The following is a 17,991-nucleotide window of genomic DNA, read 5'->3' as shown; positions in this document are numbered from 1 at the left end:
CCCCCCCCCCGCCCCTCTTCACTCCGATCTTGCGCTTGAGAACTGTTTGAACGAGAGTAGCGGGGCTCGCCACACCGTCAAGCGGAGATAGCAGATGACTCGATCGTCGCTCACGTCCGCCATTCTCGTTGCGCTGTTCGCGGGGAGCCAGCTCGCGGCCGGCCAAAAGCCAAAGGATGAACCACGCCGGCCGAAGTTCCCCGCTGGTGTCGATACGAATAGCGCGCAGGTCTACTATGACTTCGGCCTAGAGCACCTCGAGCGCGACCCCGATCAAGCTGCCGACGCGTTTTACTGGGCGGCGCGCATCAATCCGACATCAGCAGATGCATATTACGCGCGGCGGTGCGCGTTGCTTCTGGCCGACAGGTATCGGTTCCAGAAGTACATGATCGATGATCGTCGGACGCTCGAGTCGGATGATGTCAAACGCATCGATTCGCTGTATCTGTACGCGCTGACGATCAATCCGTTTCTGTATCGGAAGCTCGACGTCCGGCTCTTTCACGCGTATGTGGCGAACATCTCGGAAGACTATGCACGCCACAACAGCGACGTGTCGCCCGGGGAGGTGCAGTTCTATCTCGAACGGCAATTGTCACAGTGGCCGGCTTCCTTCCGCGCCGGGCAAGCATATGGCGAGGGTCGCTTCGACGCTGCCCTGAGTCTCTACGCCGAGGCGATTAGGCAGGCCCGCTTCAAGGCGTACTATCGCGTCGACCGCGGACGGATCTTCTTCCAGCTCGACCATCCGGATAGCGCGTTGAGCGAGCTCACGCTCGCACTCGAGGAGCTTCGCAAGACCGACAAGAAGGAACTCGTCTACGTCTATGACTCGAAAGCAGTGCTCGAGCACAGCATCGGCCTCGTGCAGCAGCGACTTGGCAATGCGGTCGCGGCAAAGGAAGCCTTCGGACGCGCACTCGAGGAAGACCTCTCGTATTTCCCGGCGCACATCCAGATGGGCTACATCGCGCTCGAGGCGAAGGATACGACGACCGCACTGAGCGAGATGGATCTCGCAGTGCAGATTCGAGGTGACGATCCGTCGCTCCGCTATATCTACGGATATGCGCTCGCGTCGTCGGGCAAGTTCAAGGATGCTGAAGGCCAGCTTCGCAAAGCGATCGAGCTCGATCCGGTATTCGCGACGCCGTACTTCGTCCTCGGCCAGGTACTCGACGGCGAAGGGAAGGGCAGCGACGCCCTTACGCAGTATCAAGCCTTTCTCGCGCGAGCAAGCAAACAGGATCTGCGGCGCAAGGATGCCGAGGATCGTGTCCGAGAATTAGCCGCCAAAGGCGACCGCTGACCACGCAAATGAAGAGACGTGAGTGACTCCAATGCCTAACGCTTTTGTACGCGCGCGGGCGGGGGCCCTCGTGCTCGCCCTCGCGTTCGCCGTTCCCGCGCTCGTCCGCGCGCAGGACACCGCGTCACGAAGTCCGCTGCGCCCACGAACGACGGCCGAGGACCTGCAGATGTTCAGCCAGGTCCTGAATCAGATTCGGGTCAATCATCCGGACTCGCTGGACATGCACGAACTGTTCATGGCCGCGATCGAAGGAATGATTCACGCCGCCGATCCGCATTCGTTCGTGATCCCGGCGATCCGCCTCAATTCCGCGAAGGCGATGGCATATCGCGATGGGAAGCTCTATCCGGTACCCATCACGTTCCGGTTCATCGATGGCGCGCCGATCGTGATGAGTGTCGACGCGGGATCGAAGGCAGCGGAGCAGGACATTCTCGTCGGCGACGAGCTCATTACCATCGATGGGAAGTCGGTCGACGCCGAATCGCCGCCGGAGCTCGACATCGGGCTTTCCGGCAATAAGAACTCGACGGTGACGTTAGGCTTCGAGCGCCGCCGCATCGATGGATCGCTGGCGCGACTGGACCGCGTCGTCAAGCGAGAGCGTGTCGACGAATCGACGGCCGTGCCCGCGGCGTTCATGCTCGACGGCCAGACGGGCTATGTGCGTATAACGACATTTGCGAACGACAAGGTTGCCGACGATCTGCACGATGCGCTGGGCCGGCTGGAAGGGCAGGGAATGCGTCGCGTGTTGATCGACCTGCGCGACAACGGTGGGGGCCGCGTCGATCAGGCGGCGCGCATCGCGGGCGAGTTTCTCCCGAAGGGCGCCATTGTGTACACCGCTGAAGGTCGCAAGGCCGACGTCACCGACACGTCGCGCGTATCGCGCTCATTCTGGCGCTCTGAGAAACGTTATCCGATCGTGCTGCTCGTGAACGACGGAACGGCTAGCGCGTCGGAGCTCGTCGCGGGCGCACTCCAGGATCACGACCGTGCGCTCGTCGTCGGTCGGCCAACCTTCGGGAAATCGCTCCTGATGGCCGGCTTTCCCATGTCCGACGGCTCGATCTTCGAGCTGGTGATCGGGCATGTGCGCACACCGTGCGGGCGCGTCATTCAGCGCCAGTATCACGCGATCAGCCGCCACGAGTACTATCGGCAAGCGGGCGAAGTTCGCGACACCATCGGACGTCCGACCTGCAAGACCGATCAGGGACGCATCGTGTACGGCGGCGGCGGGATCTACCCCGACGTTAGGCTCGCCGACCAGGACGCGCAGCCCCTCTGGCTGGCGCGCGTTCGTGAGAACGATCTCGTTCTCAAATGGATTGGCGGCTATGTGACGGCGAATGGCTCAGCGATCATGACTCTGGATGCGCTGGCGGCCAATCCGACGATGCCGGCCGGTGCCATTGCCGAGTTCCGATCGTTTGCCACGCAGCAGGGAGTGATGATCCCGGCCGGGGCAGACGCCGACGGACAACTCCAGCGCATGTTGGCGCGCGCTGTCGGTCGCGCGAAATTTGGCGATGCTGGTTATTATCGCATTGCCGCGCTCGTCGACCCCACCGTTCGGGAAGCGGCACAGGAGTTCGATCGCGCATCCGCCATCCTCGCCAAAGCTCCGTGACATCAACGGCCGTCCGCACAACAACCGATCATCGCCACGCCATCGCGGCCAGCTTCCTCGGCTGGACGCTCGACGCGTTCGATTTCTTCCTCGTCGTGATGACACTGACTGCCATCGCGAAAGAATTCGGACGCCCCGACAAAGCGCTGGCGCTGTCGTTGACGGTCACGCTCGCCTTTCGTCCGGTCGGTGCTTTTATCTTCGGGCTTCTCGCGGACCGGTATGGTCGGCGGTTGCCGTTGATGATCGATCTCGTGTTTTATTCAGTCGTCGAGGTGGCGACCGGTTTCGCGCACAGTTTCGGAACATTTCTCGTGCTCCGTGCGCTTTTCGGGATCGGCATGGGCGGCGAGTGGGGCGTCGGCGCGTCGCTCGCGATGGAAAAAGCACCGGCGAAGCGTCGCGGGATTCTCTCCGGGCTGCTGCAAGAGGGATATGCCTGTGGCTATCTCCTCGCAGCGCTCGCGTACGCGGTCGTGTTTCCCCGCTGGGGCTGGCGTCCGCTCTTCTTTCTCGGCGGATTGCCGGCGCTGCTCGCGCTCTATGTTCGCCTCGGCGTGAAGGAATCCGAAGTGTGGGAGCGTACGAAGCATGACAACTGGGGTGACCTCGGCCGCGCGATCGTCTCGAACTGGAAGCTGTTTCTCTACCTCGTCATGCTGATGACGATGATGAACTTCATATCCCATGGCACGCAGGACATGTATCCCACGTTCCTGCAACGCGACTGGGGGTTCACGCCTGAGAATCGCGCGCGGCTCACGGCCTTTTCGATGGTCGGCGCGATCACGGGTGGTATCGTCTTCGGTCATATTTCCGATCGAATCGGCCGCCGTCGCGCGATCGTGATCGCGCTCCTACTCGCCGTTCTCGCCATCCCGATCTGGTCGCACGCGCCGGGCGTCGCCGTACTCGTCGCGGGCGCATTCGTTATGCAGTTCATGGTACAAGGCGCATGGGGCGTGATCCCCGCGCACATCACCGAGCTCTCACCCGATTCGGTGCGTGGCTTCCTTCCCGGTTTCGCGTATCAATGCGGGGTGATGATCGCGAGCTCCGTCACATACCTCGAGGCCGTCTTCGCCGAGCACACGTCGTATGCCAACTCGATGGCGATCACCGCGGCCATAGTCTTTGTCGGCGGAGCGATCGTTGCGTGGTTGGGACGCGAGCGACACGGGACGCTGTTCGGCGGCGCCGAGGTGCCCGCCGGGGAGATTGCGCACGGCGAACTCGTTCAAGGATCACTTCTCACGCCTCGCGCGAGCGTACCTCGCCGTTAGGCCGCGATACCCGGACGCGCTGTTCTCGTTTCTGGCTGCGCACGCACCGTCGCGGGATCTCGCGTGGGATGTTGCGACCGGCAACGGTCAGGCCGCAGTCGGCCTCGCGCGCCACATGCGGCGCGTCGTCGCGACCGACGGCAGCGCCGAGCAGATCGCTCGAGCGATCGCTGACACGCGTGTCGAGTATCGCGTTTCGCGCGCGGAGCAAAGCGGGCTTCCTAATTCGTCGATCGATTTGATCACGGTTGCGCAGGCTGCGCACTGGTTCGATCTCGATGGGTTCTATCGGGAGGCCGGGCGCGTTGCGCGACCGGGCGCGATCATCGCCCTCTGGTCCTATGGCTACTTCGTTATGCAACCGGAGATCGACGCCATCATCGAGCGCTTTTCGGAAGGCAAGCTCCAGAGCTACTGGCCGCCGGAGAGTCGCATCATTCGCGACCACTACCGCACGCTTGCCTTTCCGTTTCCCGAGATCGAAGCGCCTGCCTTTCGAATGGAGCACGCATTCACACTCGAGCAGCTCGAGCAGTACTTTCGCAGTTGGTCGGGAGTGCAATGCTACATCGACTCGAAAGGCGAGGATCCCGTCCCCGCTGTGCTCGACGAGCTGCGACGCGAGTGGGGTGATCCTTACACATCGCGTACGGCTGGCTTCGAGCTCTACCTTCGCGTGGGCCAAGTCAGGCCCAACTAGAACGATTCGACCGACGGGCGCTGGCGAACCCAGGACCTCGTTTCGGTTCGCTCCGGACGGCTGACGCGTTTTTCGTGAAGACGAGCTACCAGTGCCGTATGTGATCTCGCGCACGTCGACCGGTATCGGGTGACGCTGACGAGTGAACGGGCGTCAATCTCGCGACTCCTTCCGAGGGCCCCATGTCGCTCCCCCGTTCTATAGTAGGCGGCGTGACAGCCGCACTCCTCATCGCGGTTGTCCCAATCGTCGCGCACGCGCAGGCAGGCCGTCGCACCGCCTGCAACGATGGCTCGACCACCAGTTCCGTCGGCAGCAGTGTCTGCAACGGCCATGGTGGGATCAATAAAGGCAAGACGGCAGTGATGAATCGCGCGCCCGTCAAGCGGACCGAGACCGGTCACGTCGCCCAGGCAGGCACGCCTTCATCGGCGCATCCGCCGTACGAGGAGCGCCGCGGCTGGCGCTGGGCGCATCGCGACGATCACAAGCGCGAAGAGGAGCGCAGGCGCGAGGAAGAGCGCCGGCGCGAGGAGAAGCGCGGTCGCCTGAAGTGCCGTGATGGCCGTTACGAGGCGAAGGGCAAGGACGTCTGCAAGCACCACGGCGGACTAGCGCACTAGTCGCAGGACCAGTTCCGCCGCGGCTCACGCGCCAGGCGCGCGTTTCGTCAGCACCACCCGTCCGCCACTGAATCGCAGCTCCACGTCGTCGCCGGGGTCGATTACTACATCCCCCGTCGACGGGCGTGCGGGCGCGCCTATCGGGTCGAGGACGAAGCTGAGCGACGTGGGTGAAAACAGCAGATGTGGCGGGATCTCGAAGGTTGTCGTCCGATTCGAGCTCGCGACCCCAAGCCGCACGCGCTGGCCTCGGTCGACGACTACGTAAACGACGGCGTCGAGGAACTCGCCGTTCGTCACGTGGAGCCACGTCTTCGGCTGTACCGGCACCGGCTCCGACGGCTTTCCGTTGTGGCAGCCGTCGACATTCAGGAGGAGAAGCGCACCGAGCGCGAAGGGCAGCAGTGCTGTCGGGTCGAAGCGACGGCGCATGGAGGAGGAATCGTTAGGACCCGCGCATAATGCTATGAGGAACCGCGTGGGGGAAGACTTCGCCTTACGCAGGCTCGGGTCCGGCCAGCAGGTGCTTCGCCCTGGCCACGACAACGACTCGCGCGAGTCGCGCAAGTTCGAGCTGTAAGACCCGCCGTCCGAGCGGCGAAAGTCGATAGTATCGCCGCCGCTCGTCCTCGTCGTCTCCCCCTCCCGAAACGGCCGTGCGCGTCGCCGTTTTGCCACGCGCGACTTCCTCGATGAGACCCGACGTGAGCATACGCTGAATCGAGCCGTAGAGGGTGCCCGGACCCATGCGGATCTGGCCGTCCGTCATCTCCTCGACTTCCTGTGCGACCCCGTAGCCGTGCCGTCCGGCGACGTCCTCGTGGTCACCCGAGCGGTGTCCTTCGGCCAGAGCGAGGAGAATGTGGAGCACGACCGGCGTGAGCGGCAGCAACGCTCGAGGATCGGCCGCGCGCTTCACGGTGACTCCATCATGAGCAAGTTATCATCGATTGTCTTCATTCTGTCCGCAGCGCGATGATCGGATCGACACGGCTCGCGCGGCGGGCAGGGAGGTAACACGCCAGGAACGCGACGATCGCGAGAAGGACGGGCACGGCAGCGAAGGTGAGAGGGTCCACGGTGCTCACTCCGAAGAGCTGGCTCGCGAGGAGCCGCGACGCGATCGCCGCGCCGGCGAGACCGATGACGACCGAGACCACGATCGTCTTCATTCCGTCGCGCAACACCATGCCGAGCACCTGGCCGCGCCGCGCGCCGAGCGCGATGCGGATGCCAACCTCCTGGGTGCGCCGTGTCACCGTGTAGCTCATGACGCCGTACACCCCGATCGCCGCGAGCACGAGCGCCAGGACCGCGAACGCTGCCATCAGCCAGACCGTGAGCCTCGAACCGTCACGCGCCTCCGCGAGCACGCGATCCATCGTGCGGAAGTGCCACACCGGCTGATCGCGGTCGACGCGCCAGATCGCGGCGCGCACGGCGTTCGCGATCGCGCCAGCGTCGCCTGTCGCGCGCACCACAACCTCGGTGAAAATCAGCGGCCGTTGCTGGTACGGCACATACGCCTGGTCGAGAGGATCCTCCGAGAGTCGAAAGTGCTTCGTCGTTCCAACCACACCAACGATCGTCGCCCAGGCTCCCTCGCCACCCAGCCGGAGGCGCTTGCCGATCGCCGACTCGTTAGGCCACGCGCGCCGCGCGAGCTGATCGTTCACGATTGCGACCGGCGTGCCACCGGCTCGATCGACCATCGTGAAGTCGCGTCCGGCCACGCGGCGGATGTGCATCGTCGCGAAGTACCCCGGACTCACGATATTGAGCTGAGCGGTCGGCGCCGACTGTGGGTCGGCGATCGGCTTGTCGGCGAGAAAGTACGGATAGCTCTCTCCGTTCCCGTTGAGCGGCGTGGCGCGCACGAGCGCCGCATTCTCGACGCCTGGCACCTGACGGATCTCGTTCAGCGTACGCGTGAACATGTCCGAGATCATGGCGTCCGTCTTGTACTTCGAGTTGGGGAGGCGGAACTGCAGCGTCAAGGTGTGTGAGGGATCGAACCCCGGTTCGACGCGCGAGATGGCGACGAGGCTGCGCATCAGCAGACCGGCACTCACCAGCAGGATCACGCTCAATGCGATCTGCGCCGCGACGAGAGTGCCGCGAATACCGAATCGATGCGGACGGGCCGCGGCGGCGTCGGCGCGAACCGCGAGCGCATCGCGAACATCCGTGCGGGAGTATTGCCAGGCCGGTGCGCTTCCGAACAGTACGCCGGCGCCTAACGTGACCGCGACGGCAAACAGGAGTACGGAGGCGTCGATCGTGATATTACCTTGCACCGGCATGCTGGCTGCCAGCTCCGCCGCGAGCGCGACGACGCTCCACTTCGCCAGTAGAATGCCGAGCGCGCCGCCCGCGATCGATAGGAGCACGCTTTCCGTAAGCAGTTGGCGCACGAGCCGCCGTCGCCCGGCACCAAGGGCCGTCCGCACGGACAGTTCGCGACGCCGCGACGCGGCACGCGCCAACTGCAGGTTCGCCACATTCGCGCACGCGATCAGCAATACGATCGCGACGGCGCCGGCAACGATGAGCATCGGGGCGCGCATCGGGCCAACGAGTTGATCGGTCATCGACGTGACGTTGGCCCCGACACCACTGTTGGTCGACGGAAACGCGGCCGCAAGGTGCGCATTGATGGCATCGAGATCGGCCTGCGCCTTCGCGACGGATACGTTCGGCTTGAGCCGCCCAACCACGAGAACGCCGGGGCGGCCACGCTCTACCAGATCTCCCTTGTTCGGATAGTATCCGATCGGCATCCAGACGTCCGGCGTTCCGAGCGGCGCTGCGACTTCCGGCCGCGCGATACCAACAACGGTGAAGGGAACACCATTGAGTACGAGGGTCCGGCCAAGCATGTCAGGCCGCGCACCGAAATGCGTCCGCCAGAAGTCGTCGGTAATGACCGCGACCGGCTCCTTCGAGCCGACGTCGCTCTCCGCTGGAGTGAAGAATCTTCCTTGCTCCGGCTTCGCACCGAGAAGACCAAAGAAATTCGCCGTGACAAATGATCCCGTCACGCGCTCCGGTTGATCACCACCAGTGAGATTGACGCTCTGGCCGCGCATGACAGCCAGCGCATCGAAGCTCCGCGTTGCCTTCTGCCAGTCGAGGTAATCGAGATAGACGACGCCGTTCTGCTTCACCGAGCCGCGCGTCCCCCAGATCAGGACCAAGCGATCTGCATGTGGCCAGGGCAGTGGCCGAAGCAGCACGGCGTTGACGACGCTGAAGATCGCTGTGGTCGCACCGATCCCGAGCGCCAGCGTGAGCACGGCGACGAGAGTGAATGCGGGCCGCGCGCGTAGCGTGCGCAGCGCAAAGCGCAGATCCTGGCGGAGCGCGTCCATCGAATCCTCTTGCTCGAGATAGAAGGGTGAAGACCACGGTACATCGATGAGCGTTGCTTCCTGCTGAGCGCTGGCGAAGACCGCGCGAACGCGCTCGATCGGGGCCGTGATCGCGATGTCGACAAGGAGATGACGCCAGAGGCGCAGCGTGCTTCTGAGGCCACGCTGATGATGTGCTTCGCTTCGTCGTGCTCGAAAGAACGCGAGCATCTCGTCGCCAAATCGCTCGCGGAACGAACGCGGGTAGAGCAGGAGCAGCACGCCGAACACGCGATCGCTGGCGTCACGGCATGGCTGCGTTCGGCGCATCGATGGTCGTGGGTTGCGGGTCCTTGGCCGCTAAATCGTTGGTCGCTTTGGCACGCGGTGGGTAGACACCGAACGCCAACCACCAGCTACCAATCACCGGCCACCAATACATCCGTAACGGATATAGTATGAAAAAAGGTTCAGCGCTCGGCAAGGGTCCCGCGTATGGGAAAGCAACGGGAGGAAGTCACAGGGAAGCAGTCCGGCGGGGGTGGGCCCTCCGGTTTCCTGCGACTTGCTCCCGTTTCCTATTCTGCGTTGCCGGGCGTAGCTTCTCGCCCATCGCAGCATCGACCTCACCGGGAGTTCGTCATGTCCGCCCTTCGAACGTCGCTGTGCGTCGCCGCGATCTCTATCGTCGCGTCGAGCGCGCCCGCGCAGCAGTCGCCGACTGCCGCCGCCACACCGTCGACCGCGACGCGTGCGGCCGGCATCAAGCAGATGACCGCCGCCGATCTCAAAGCGTGGAAGTCGATCCGCTCGTCCGCTCTCTCCAACGACGGCAAGTGGTTCGCCTACGTCCTGGCGCCTAACGAAGGCGATGCGGCGGTCGTCGTCCGATCGACGGCGCAGGGTGCCACGGAGCAGCGCTTTGCCATCGGGGAACAGCCCCCAGCCGGTGCCAACCCGTTCGGCGCTCCTGCTGGTCCCGCAACGCTCGCGATCTCCGGCGACTCGAAGTGGGTTGCGTTCACGATCTATCCAACGCAGCGCGAGGCGCGCCGACTGCGTCAACAGCGGCGAGCCGTCCAGAACCGAGTCGCGGTGGTCAACCTCGCGACAGGCCAGAAGACGGAGTTCGATAAGATCCGCCGCTTTGCTTTTTCGGGAGACAAGCCGCAAGTGCTCGCCCTGTATGGCTATGCCGCCGAGGCGCCCACGCCTTCCGCGGCGGGAAATGATCGAGGTGCGGGTGCCGCCGCGGCGACGAGCCGGAGCGAAGGGGCTGATCTTCTGCTCTACGCGTTGACGAGCGGTAGCATCATCAACATCGGCAACGTCGGCGATTTTGCCTTCGACGAGTCGGGCAACTTCCTCGCGTACACCATCGACGCGCACGACGAGATCGGGAACGGCGTTCAGTTGCGCGATCTGCGCACCGATGTCGTTCGTCCGCTCGACAGCGAGCAAGCGTTGTATCGTCGCCTGGCGTGGGCCGACAGCGGGCCGGCGCTCGCCGTGTTGCGTGGCAAGCCGGATACCGCAGCGAAGGATACGCTCTATAGCGTCGTCACGTTCACCGGAATCGGCACGGCGGCGCAGAAGAAGACCGCGTTCGATGCCGCGGGGCGCACCGACTTCCCCGCATCGATGCGAGTGAGCGCCGATCGCGCGCCACACATCGCGGATGATTTCGGCGCGGTCTTCTTCGGCATTCGCGAGGCCAAGCCGAAAGCACCGGCAGAGACGATCGCGAATCGAGAGGGCGGGCAGCGAACACCGATCGTGCAGGCCGGTGCCCCGGGCGAGGGCGGCACGCGCAATCAGCCGCGCGTGGATCCCGACGACGAGAATCCGACGCTCGTCCTCTGGCACTGGAAGGATCCGAGGCTGCAATCACAACAGCTCGTACAGGAGCAGGCCGATCGCACCTATAGCTATCTGGTCGAGTATCGCATCGCCGATAACAAGTTCGTCAGGCTCTCGGACGATGCGCTGCGTCAGATCACGTTGCTGCCGCACGACCGTTACGCGTTCGGCGTAGACAGCCGCGACTACGACCAGCGCGACAGCTACGACGGCCGTCGTTATGCGGACATCTACGCCGTCGATCTGAAAACCGGCGCGCGCACGCTCGCGCTGAAGAAAGATCTGTCGTTCTTCGGCCTCCCCGCGCCCGACGGCAAGGAGCTGCTCTTTTGGGGCGACGACGCCAATTACTGGACGCTCGATCTCGCGACGGGCCAGAAGCACAACGTCACGAAAGACGCGCCGGTGAGCTTCGTGAATACCGACGACGACCACAACAACCTCGTGCCGCCCCCGCGTCCCGTTCTCGCATGGGCCAAGGATGCGAGCGCGGTGCTGCTCACCGACGGTTGGGACGTGTGGCGCGTTCCGGTTGCCGGAGCAGGAAAGGCAGTGAATCTCACGAGCGACGGCCGCAAGACTCAGGTTCGATATCAGCGCCTATACGCGTTCGACGCCGGTGCTCTTGCCGGCCGCGCACGGCGGGGCGGTCGCGGCGGTGCTCCCCCCCTCGACGAGGGCGTGGACCTAACGAAGCCACTGTACTTCGGCACGTATGGCGAGTGGACGAAGAAGGAAGGTCTGGCGCGCGTCGAGCCCAACAGGGTGGGCGTGACGTCGCTGATGTGGGACGACGCGTCGTACAACTTCACGAAGGCCCAAGACGCCGACGTCTTCATCTACACTCGCCAGACGGCGCTGGATTTCCCGAATTACTATGTGGCCAACGCCGACCTCCACGGCGGACGTCAGATCACGGACGCCAACCCGCAGCAGAAGGAGTTCGCGTGGTCGAGCGGCGCGAAGCTCATCAAGTACGTGAGCGACAAGGGTGACACGCTCCAGGGCGCGCTCTACCTGCCGGCGAATTACGAAGCCGGCAAGAAGTATCCTCTGCTCGTCACGATTTACGAGAAGCGTTCGCAATTGCTCCACAGCTATGCGGCGCCCAGCGAGACGAGCACGCCGAATCGCAGCATCTACACCAGCCGGGGGTACGCCGTCCTCGATCCTGACATTGTGTATCGTGTCAACGATCCGGGCATGTCGGCGGTATGGTGCGTGTTGCCCGCCGTTCGCGCCGCGATTGCCACGGGCATGATCGATTCGAGCCACGTCGGACTGTGGGGTCACTCGTGGGGCGGTTACCAGACCGCGTTCCTCGTGACGCAAACGAACATGTTCCATGCCGCGGTCGCGGGTGCGCCACTCACCGACATGGTGAGCATGTACAGCTCGATCTACTGGAATACGGGCGGCACGAATCAGGGCATCTTCGAGTCGAGTCAGGGACGCTTCAAGGGCAACTTCCTTCAGAACTACGATGCCTACATTCGCAATTCGCCCGCGTTCCATGCGGACAAGGTGACGACACCGCTGATCATCTTGCATAACGACAAGGACGGCGCGGTCGATTTCAATCAGGGCATCACCTACTTCAATACGCTGCGCCAGCTCGGCAAGGATGTCATTTTGCTCGAGTACGTCGGTGAGAATCATGGACTGCAGCGGCCCATCAATCAGAAGGACTACGCCGTTCGAATGCGCGAGTGGTTCGATTATCAGCTCAAGGGCGTAACGCCCGCCGACTGGATCGTGAACGGCGTACCGCGACTCAAGATGGAAGAGCATCTCAAGGAGCGGCATCAGGCCGATCAGAGTGTGAAGGCGGATGTGGTGCCGTAGCGCAGGGTCGAGACTAGAGGGTAGACGGTAGGGGTAGACAAGAGGCCCGGCGATTGTTGCGAGCCGGGCCTCTGATCTACCCCACCGTCTTTACCCTCTACCCTCAACGCTCTGCGCTATGACGCGGCTTCGTTATACGGCTCGTCGCCAGCAGTCGGATGACTAGGCTCGTCAGGCAACGGACGCGGGCTCGACGACGGCGGATCGAATCGAGGGCCGCCGCGACGCCCACGTGGGTGCCGTCGCTTGTTGCGACCCGGCGTTCCGCCGCGGTTCTGACCTTCGCTCTCCCCCCCACCGCTCTCCGGCTCGCTGCCCTCGGAACCAGGGCCGCCCTCGTGCACGCGCGGCCCGCGCTTCAAAACCTCTTCTCGGCACGCGGCCAACACTGCCTCGAGCGCCTCGATACCGTCGTCGGTGGCTTCGAGAAAGAGGTCTTTCACGACGGACTCCGCACGTTCGAGCTGTGCGATCAGCATCTTCGCGTGCGTCCGGCTTGGCATTTCGCCGCAGACTTTCGGCACCACGCGGTTACCACACGCCCGGTGCAAAACGACAACGACTCCCCGTTTCCCCGGTTGCATGAAATACGGGGACTTGGGACCCTGATGCTTCGCGATCCTCGGACCGCGCCCGCCTGCTCCTCTCCCTCCTCCGCCTTCCCGTTTCCGTCTTGCCATAGCTTCGGCGTCTCCCGGAAAGTCGATCTAAGAATACACGCTGAATGGCGCGCGGCGTAGTGGAGGCACCACAGTATCGCGATGTATCCTAGTGGCCCGGCAACACGGCTCACAAGCACGACTAACCACCAACGACCTAAGGGGCGGCTGCCTTCGAGTCAGCACTCCGCCGATCATTCGCTCCGTAGGCTGTCTTCGTCCTCGGGCTGTAGATGATCGTATGCGCGTCACCCTGGCGACCGCGCTGTTCGACGGTATGCCCCATCGAGCGGAGCCGCGCGATCGTCGAATCGGGAATCGCGTCACGCTCGAACGTCGCGACATCGGGTAGCCACTGATGATGGAGACGCGGCGCATCGACCGCCTCGCGAGCGTTCATTCCGAAACCCGTCGCGTTGAGCACCACTTCCATCACCGTGTTGATGATCGTGCGTCCACCCGGCGAGCCGGTCACCATGAACAGCTTCCCATTCTTCGTCACGATTGTCGGCGACATCGAGCTGAGCATCCGCTTTCCGGGCGCGATGAGATTCGCCGATGTGCCGATGTCACCCTGCACGTTCGTCTCACCGGGCTTCTTGTTGAAGTCGCCCATCTCGTTGTTGAGCAGGAAACCCGCGCCGCGGACGACCACGTGCGATCCGTAGCCGCCTTCGAGCGTGAAGGTGTTGGAGACGGCATTGCCATCGGCGTCGACGACCGAGAACTGCGTCGTTTCGTCGCTTTCGGTCGCCACGCTCGTTGGCGTGACGATATCCTTGCCGAGCTCGACGCTGCTCGTCGCTCTCGTGCGATCGATGCGCGCTGCCACCGACGCCGCGTATTTCGGAGACGTTAGGCGCGCGAGCGGCATCTTCACGAAGTCTGGATCGCCGAGGTAGCGCGCCCGATCGACGTACGCCCGACGCATGGCCTCGATCATCAGGTGCAGCGTCTCGGGCGACCAACGTCCCTCCCGCTGGATGTCGAAGTGTGAAAGAATGTTCAACATCTCCACCATGGCCACGCCGCCGGAGCTCGGCGGAGGCATCGTCACGATGTCATAGCCGTGATAACTGCCGCGGATCGGGGCGCGCTCCTTCGCCTGGTATGCGGCGAGGTCCTTCTTTGTGATCAAGCCGCCATTGCGCTGCATGTCCGCCGCTACGCTGTCCGCGATCCAGCCCGTGTAGAACACGCTCGGACCGCGGGTCGCGATCGCAGTAAGCGTGCGGCTGAGATCCGTAAGCACGATCGTGTCACCGGGCTGCCATGAGCCGCCATTTGCCTTTCCGTATGCCGCCACCGATGCGGGATACTGCTTCATCGCCTGCGCGACTTCGCGATTGAGACTGCGCGCGAGCTCGGAATCGAGCGCGAATCCCTGCGTCGCCAGGCGCGCCGCGGGCATCACGACGTCGCGCCAAGGCAGCTTTCCGTATTTCTTGTGCGCCAGCGCGAGTCCGCGCACGGTTCCTGGTACGCCTGGAGCGAGATAGCCGGTGGCAGTCAGCGAGCGATCGATCTTGCCGTTCGCATCGAGATACATGGTCGGCTTCGACTCGAACGGCGCGCGTTCGCGGTAATCGATCGTCGTCGCTGTTCCATTCTTCAATCGAATGACCATGAAGCCGCCGCCACCGACATTCCCCGCCCCAGGATACGCGACCGCGAGAGCGAATGCGGTCGCCACCGCCGCGTCCACCGCGTTACCGCCGCGGCGCAAAATGCTGGCGCCCACGTCCGACGCGATCGACGAGCTGGAGATGACCAATCCCCGTTTGGAGACCACCATCCCCGCTGAATCGGCCTGTGCGCAGAGGACATTCGCCGACAGAGGCGCGAGGACAGAAAACAGTGTGACAGCGTAACGGAAGCATTTCATGGCTGCACCATGAGTGTTGGCGGGTCGAACCCTTGACGGCCTACGCACCACGCGTACGCTACGTTGTCTCAAGCTATCGAGGTTCTCACATGCGCGCGTCGCGCTCGACTCGCTGCGCGCTCCGCGTTCTCTGCGGAGTCCTCCTCGTCTCACCCACAGCCGCCGTGCGCGCGCAGGCGCGTCCGGCAGCGGCAGGTGCGACCGGGCCGCGCGGGCTGGAACTTCAGGACTATTACCGCATCGAATCGGCGAGCGCGCCGGCGATCTCGCCTGACGGCAAGCGTGTCGCGTTCGTTCGCGCGTTCCTCGTCGAGAACGAGAATCGACGCCAGAGCGAGATCTGGCTCGCCCTCGCCGATGGCTCTTCGCCAGCCGTTCGGATCAGCAATCCATCGTTCAGCGCTGGCGAGCCGCGCTGGAGCCCAGACGGCGCGCTCCTCGCTTTCACTTCGCGGCGGCGATCCCTCGCCGCGACCGCCGATTCCGCTGAGGAGAGCGCGATCTGGTTTCTGCGCATGGACGTCCCCGCGGGCGAAGCGTTCCAGATCGACGGCGTCACGGCGGCACCGATCTTCAGCCCCGACAATCGGTGGATTGCCTTCCTGCACCGTGCGCATGTTCGGCCGCGCACATACGCCGATCCGAACGAGAAGAAGATGGCGGAGCGCTTCAAGGGAAAGATCTACGATTGGATGAACGCGCGCTTCGATCAACGCGGTTATCTCAGCGACCCGCGAGACTCCCTCGCCACGCCGCCGGCGGAGCTGTACGTCGTGCCGCGCGGCGGCGGCGTTCCGCGCGCGCTCACGCACTTCGGCGTCGACGTGCGGGACGTCGCGTGGAGTCCCGATTCGCGCTCGCTCGCCATCATCGCGAACACGCATCAACGCGACGAGTACACTTACGAGCGCTCGGATCTGTTCGTCGTCGATCTCGATGGCGCGACGCGCCGCCTCACCGACGACGGCTACGATCAGAGCGCGCCCGCCTGGTCACCCGACGGGAAATCGATTGTCGTTAGGCGTGAGCTGGGACTCAGCGCCGTGATCGCGTCGAAACAGTCGCGTGGCGCGCCGGTCGATCTGTGCCGCATACCCGCTGAGGCGTCCGTCAACGACAGCACCCACTGGCGCAATCTCACGCCGTCGTGGAATCTCGTCCCCGGCCGTCCCGATGTCGATGTCACCGGCCGTTGGGTGTTCTTCGACGCCGAAATCGGAGGCGACCGCCATCTCTTTCGCGTCCCGCTGGCCGGAGGCAACGTCGAACAGCTCACGGCCGGGGCGCGCCGGTTGAGTGGATTCTCACTTTCGGCGAACAACGCGCGCGTCGCGTACTCGTCAACCGACGCCGCGCGTCCCGCCGAGGTATATACTGCCTCCCTCGACGACAGCTGCCCCGACCGCCTGACGCGCTGCGAGAAACGGCTCTCCAATGTCAATGGGGCCTTCCTCGTTTCGGTCCGCCTCGATAGCGCGATCCGCGTGTCCTTTCCGAGCAAGGACGGCACGAAGGTCGAAGGCTGGCTGTTGCTTCCGCCGCGCGCCGCGAGCGAGCGACTGCCGCTCATTCTCGCCATTCATGGCGGCCCGCACGGCGCGTACGGCAACGATTTCGACTTCGAACTGCAGCTGTTCGCGGCAAAGGGATACGCGGTGCTCTACACGAATCCTCGCGGATCCACCGGCTACGGCGAGAGCTTTCTCTGGGCGACGTGGGGTGGCGGTTGGGGAATCAAGGACTACGAGGACGTGATGGGCGGCGTCGATTATGTACTTGCTCATTACCCGATCGATCCCAAGCGGCTCGGCGTCACCGGGTACTCGTACGGCGGATTCATGACCGATTGGATCATTACGCAGACGAATCGCTTCGCCGCCGCGGTGGCAGGTGCCGGCATCTCGAACTGGGTGAGCGACTACGGCACCGCTGACATCCCTCGAACCAAGGAGAGCGAGTTCTTCGGCGCGCCCTGGCAGCCGAAAGGCTACGAGCTGCTCTGGCGTCAATCACCGATCCACTACGCGGCGAATGTCACGACGCCCACGCTCTTCGTCCACGGCGAAGCCGATCTCCGTGTGCCGATCGAGCAGGGCGAGCAGATGTACACCGCGCTCAAGAAGCGGAAAGTGCCTGCGCGCATGGTTCGGTATCCCGACAGCTATCACGGCGGCTGGTCGCCGTGGAACAGCGTGCACCGCTACTGGCAGGAGCTGCAATGGTGGGATCGGTGGTTGCGTAAGACCGCAACCCTGTCATCCTAAGGAGCGCCCAGGATGCCGACCTGTTCACCGAGGTCGAGCCCTGGCTCTGATACGATCTCATCGAGGAGTTGCGCGAGCGCGACGCGGCCGGTGCGGTGGAATTTAGCGAGGCCAGTTCGGGCCCTCGGCGTTCGCAAAGAAGAAGCCCCGGGGTCGTCACCCCGGGGCTTCTTTGCTTCGGTTCGAGGGCAGGGCTGCCGCCCCCCCAAGCCTCGGTGGTGCAGTGCTATGCTGCCTTTGCCTCAGTCGCCGTCGAAGCCGGAGCCGTCGTCGTCGCCGGCGCCGGAATCGTCGCTTCGATCGGCACTACCTTCCCCTTGCCGATCCGCTTGGCCGACTTCCACGCGGCCAGCGCTTTCGGGTCATCCACGAGCGCGTTCTTCACCTGCGCGTCGAGCAACCGCAATACCAGGTGCGCCCGCGTCGCGGCGGTCTTGATTCCCTCGCGTGCCCCTGCCTTACTCGTGATGCTGTTCGCACGCGAGTCGACCGACGCACGCACCGCCCCCGCCGCCGCCACCAGCGCGTCGGCGAAGTCCTCCGGACGGCCATTCTCCACGAACACCGGCTG

The 17,991-nt window shown here is 64.0% G+C and carries 13 protein-coding genes; 7 read left to right on the top strand and 6 right to left on the bottom strand.

Going from position 1 to position 17,991, the window contains the following annotated elements; translation table 11 throughout:
- Window positions 1–94 precede the first annotated feature (94 nt).
- The 5 genes from VGH98_05235 to VGH98_05215 all read left to right on the top strand — a co-directional run bounded on the left by VGH98_05235 (window position 95) and on the right by VGH98_05215 (window position 5,557).
- Window positions 95–1,312 (top strand): tetratricopeptide repeat protein, encoded by a 1,218-nt coding sequence (locus VGH98_05235; protein HEY2375358.1) that lies wholly within the window; start codon window positions 95–97, stop codon window positions 1,310–1,312.
- 31 nt (window positions 1,313–1,343) lie between these two features.
- Window positions 1,344–2,951: a S41 family peptidase gene (locus VGH98_05230; GenBank protein ID HEY2375357.1), complete on the top strand. Its 1,608-nt coding sequence runs from the start codon at window positions 1,344–1,346 to the stop codon at window positions 2,949–2,951.
- Window positions 2,948–4,234, top strand: coding sequence for an MFS transporter (locus VGH98_05225; protein HEY2375356.1), 1,287 nt, complete (start codon window positions 2,948–2,950; stop codon window positions 4,232–4,234). Before VGH98_05230 ends, VGH98_05225 begins: the two co-directional genes overlap by 4 nt.
- On the top strand, window positions 4,170–4,934 hold the full coding sequence (locus tag VGH98_05220; protein ID HEY2375355.1) for a class I SAM-dependent methyltransferase: 765 nt from the start codon (window positions 4,170–4,172) through the stop codon (window positions 4,932–4,934). Before VGH98_05225 ends, VGH98_05220 begins: the two co-directional genes overlap by 65 nt.
- 212 nt (window positions 4,935–5,146) lie before the next feature.
- Window positions 5,147–5,557: a hypothetical protein gene (locus VGH98_05215; protein ID HEY2375354.1), complete on the top strand. Its 411-nt coding sequence runs from the start codon at window positions 5,147–5,149 to the stop codon at window positions 5,555–5,557.
- Between the two features lie 24 nt (window positions 5,558–5,581).
- Here the strand turns inward: VGH98_05215 and VGH98_05210 are convergent, their stop codons facing one another.
- From VGH98_05210 to VGH98_05200, 3 genes are all read right to left on the bottom strand, one after another.
- Window positions 5,582–5,989, bottom strand: a complete 408-nt coding sequence (locus VGH98_05210) for a hypothetical protein (protein ID HEY2375353.1) — start codon at window positions 5,987–5,989, stop codon at window positions 5,582–5,584.
- Window positions 5,990–6,053: 64 nt separating this feature from the next.
- Window positions 6,054–6,476: a helix-turn-helix transcriptional regulator gene (locus VGH98_05205; protein HEY2375352.1), complete on the bottom strand. Its 423-nt coding sequence runs from the start codon at window positions 6,474–6,476 to the stop codon at window positions 6,054–6,056.
- A gap of 37 nt (window positions 6,477–6,513) precedes the next feature.
- Window positions 6,514–9,237: an ABC transporter permease gene (locus VGH98_05200; protein HEY2375351.1), complete on the bottom strand. Its 2,724-nt coding sequence runs from the start codon at window positions 9,235–9,237 to the stop codon at window positions 6,514–6,516.
- Between the two features lie 312 nt (window positions 9,238–9,549).
- Here VGH98_05200 and VGH98_05195 point away from each other — a divergent pair, with 312 nt between their 5' ends.
- Complete coding sequence (locus VGH98_05195) at window positions 9,550–12,612, top strand: prolyl oligopeptidase family serine peptidase (GenBank protein ID HEY2375350.1); 3,063 nt, start codon at window positions 9,550–9,552, stop codon at window positions 12,610–12,612.
- A 116-nt stretch (window positions 12,613–12,728) separates the two neighbouring features.
- Here VGH98_05195 and VGH98_05190 read toward each other — a convergent pair whose 3' ends face one another.
- Both VGH98_05190 and ggt read right to left on the bottom strand, forming a co-directional pair.
- Window positions 12,729–13,115 carry a hypothetical protein gene (locus VGH98_05190; GenBank protein ID HEY2375349.1) on the bottom strand — a complete coding sequence of 129 codons (387 nt, stop codon included), beginning with the start codon at window positions 13,113–13,115 and terminating at the stop codon, window positions 12,729–12,731.
- Between the two features lie 313 nt (window positions 13,116–13,428).
- Window positions 13,429–15,156, bottom strand: coding sequence for a gamma-glutamyltransferase (ggt, locus tag VGH98_05185; GenBank protein HEY2375348.1), 1,728 nt, complete (start codon window positions 15,154–15,156; stop codon window positions 13,429–13,431).
- An 89-nt stretch (window positions 15,157–15,245) separates the two neighbouring features.
- Between ggt and VGH98_05180 the strand changes: the two genes are divergently transcribed.
- The gene (locus VGH98_05180; protein ID HEY2375347.1) at window positions 15,246–17,420 is read left to right on the top strand and encodes a S9 family peptidase; all 2,175 of its coding nucleotides are present in this window, start codon (window positions 15,246–15,248) and stop codon (window positions 17,418–17,420) included.
- Between the two features lie 226 nt (window positions 17,421–17,646).
- Here the strand turns inward: VGH98_05180 and VGH98_05175 are convergent.
- Window positions 17,647–17,991 (bottom strand): hypothetical protein (locus VGH98_05175; protein HEY2375346.1); only part of this gene is annotated, 345 nt, incomplete at its 5' end.

It is taken from the genome of Gemmatimonadaceae bacterium, from assembly GCA_036496605.1.
Taxonomy (GTDB): domain Bacteria; phylum Gemmatimonadota; class Gemmatimonadetes; order Gemmatimonadales; family Gemmatimonadaceae; genus AG2.
Note: the sequence above shows the minus strand (reverse complement) of the source record. Positions and strands in the feature narration are given on the sequence as shown.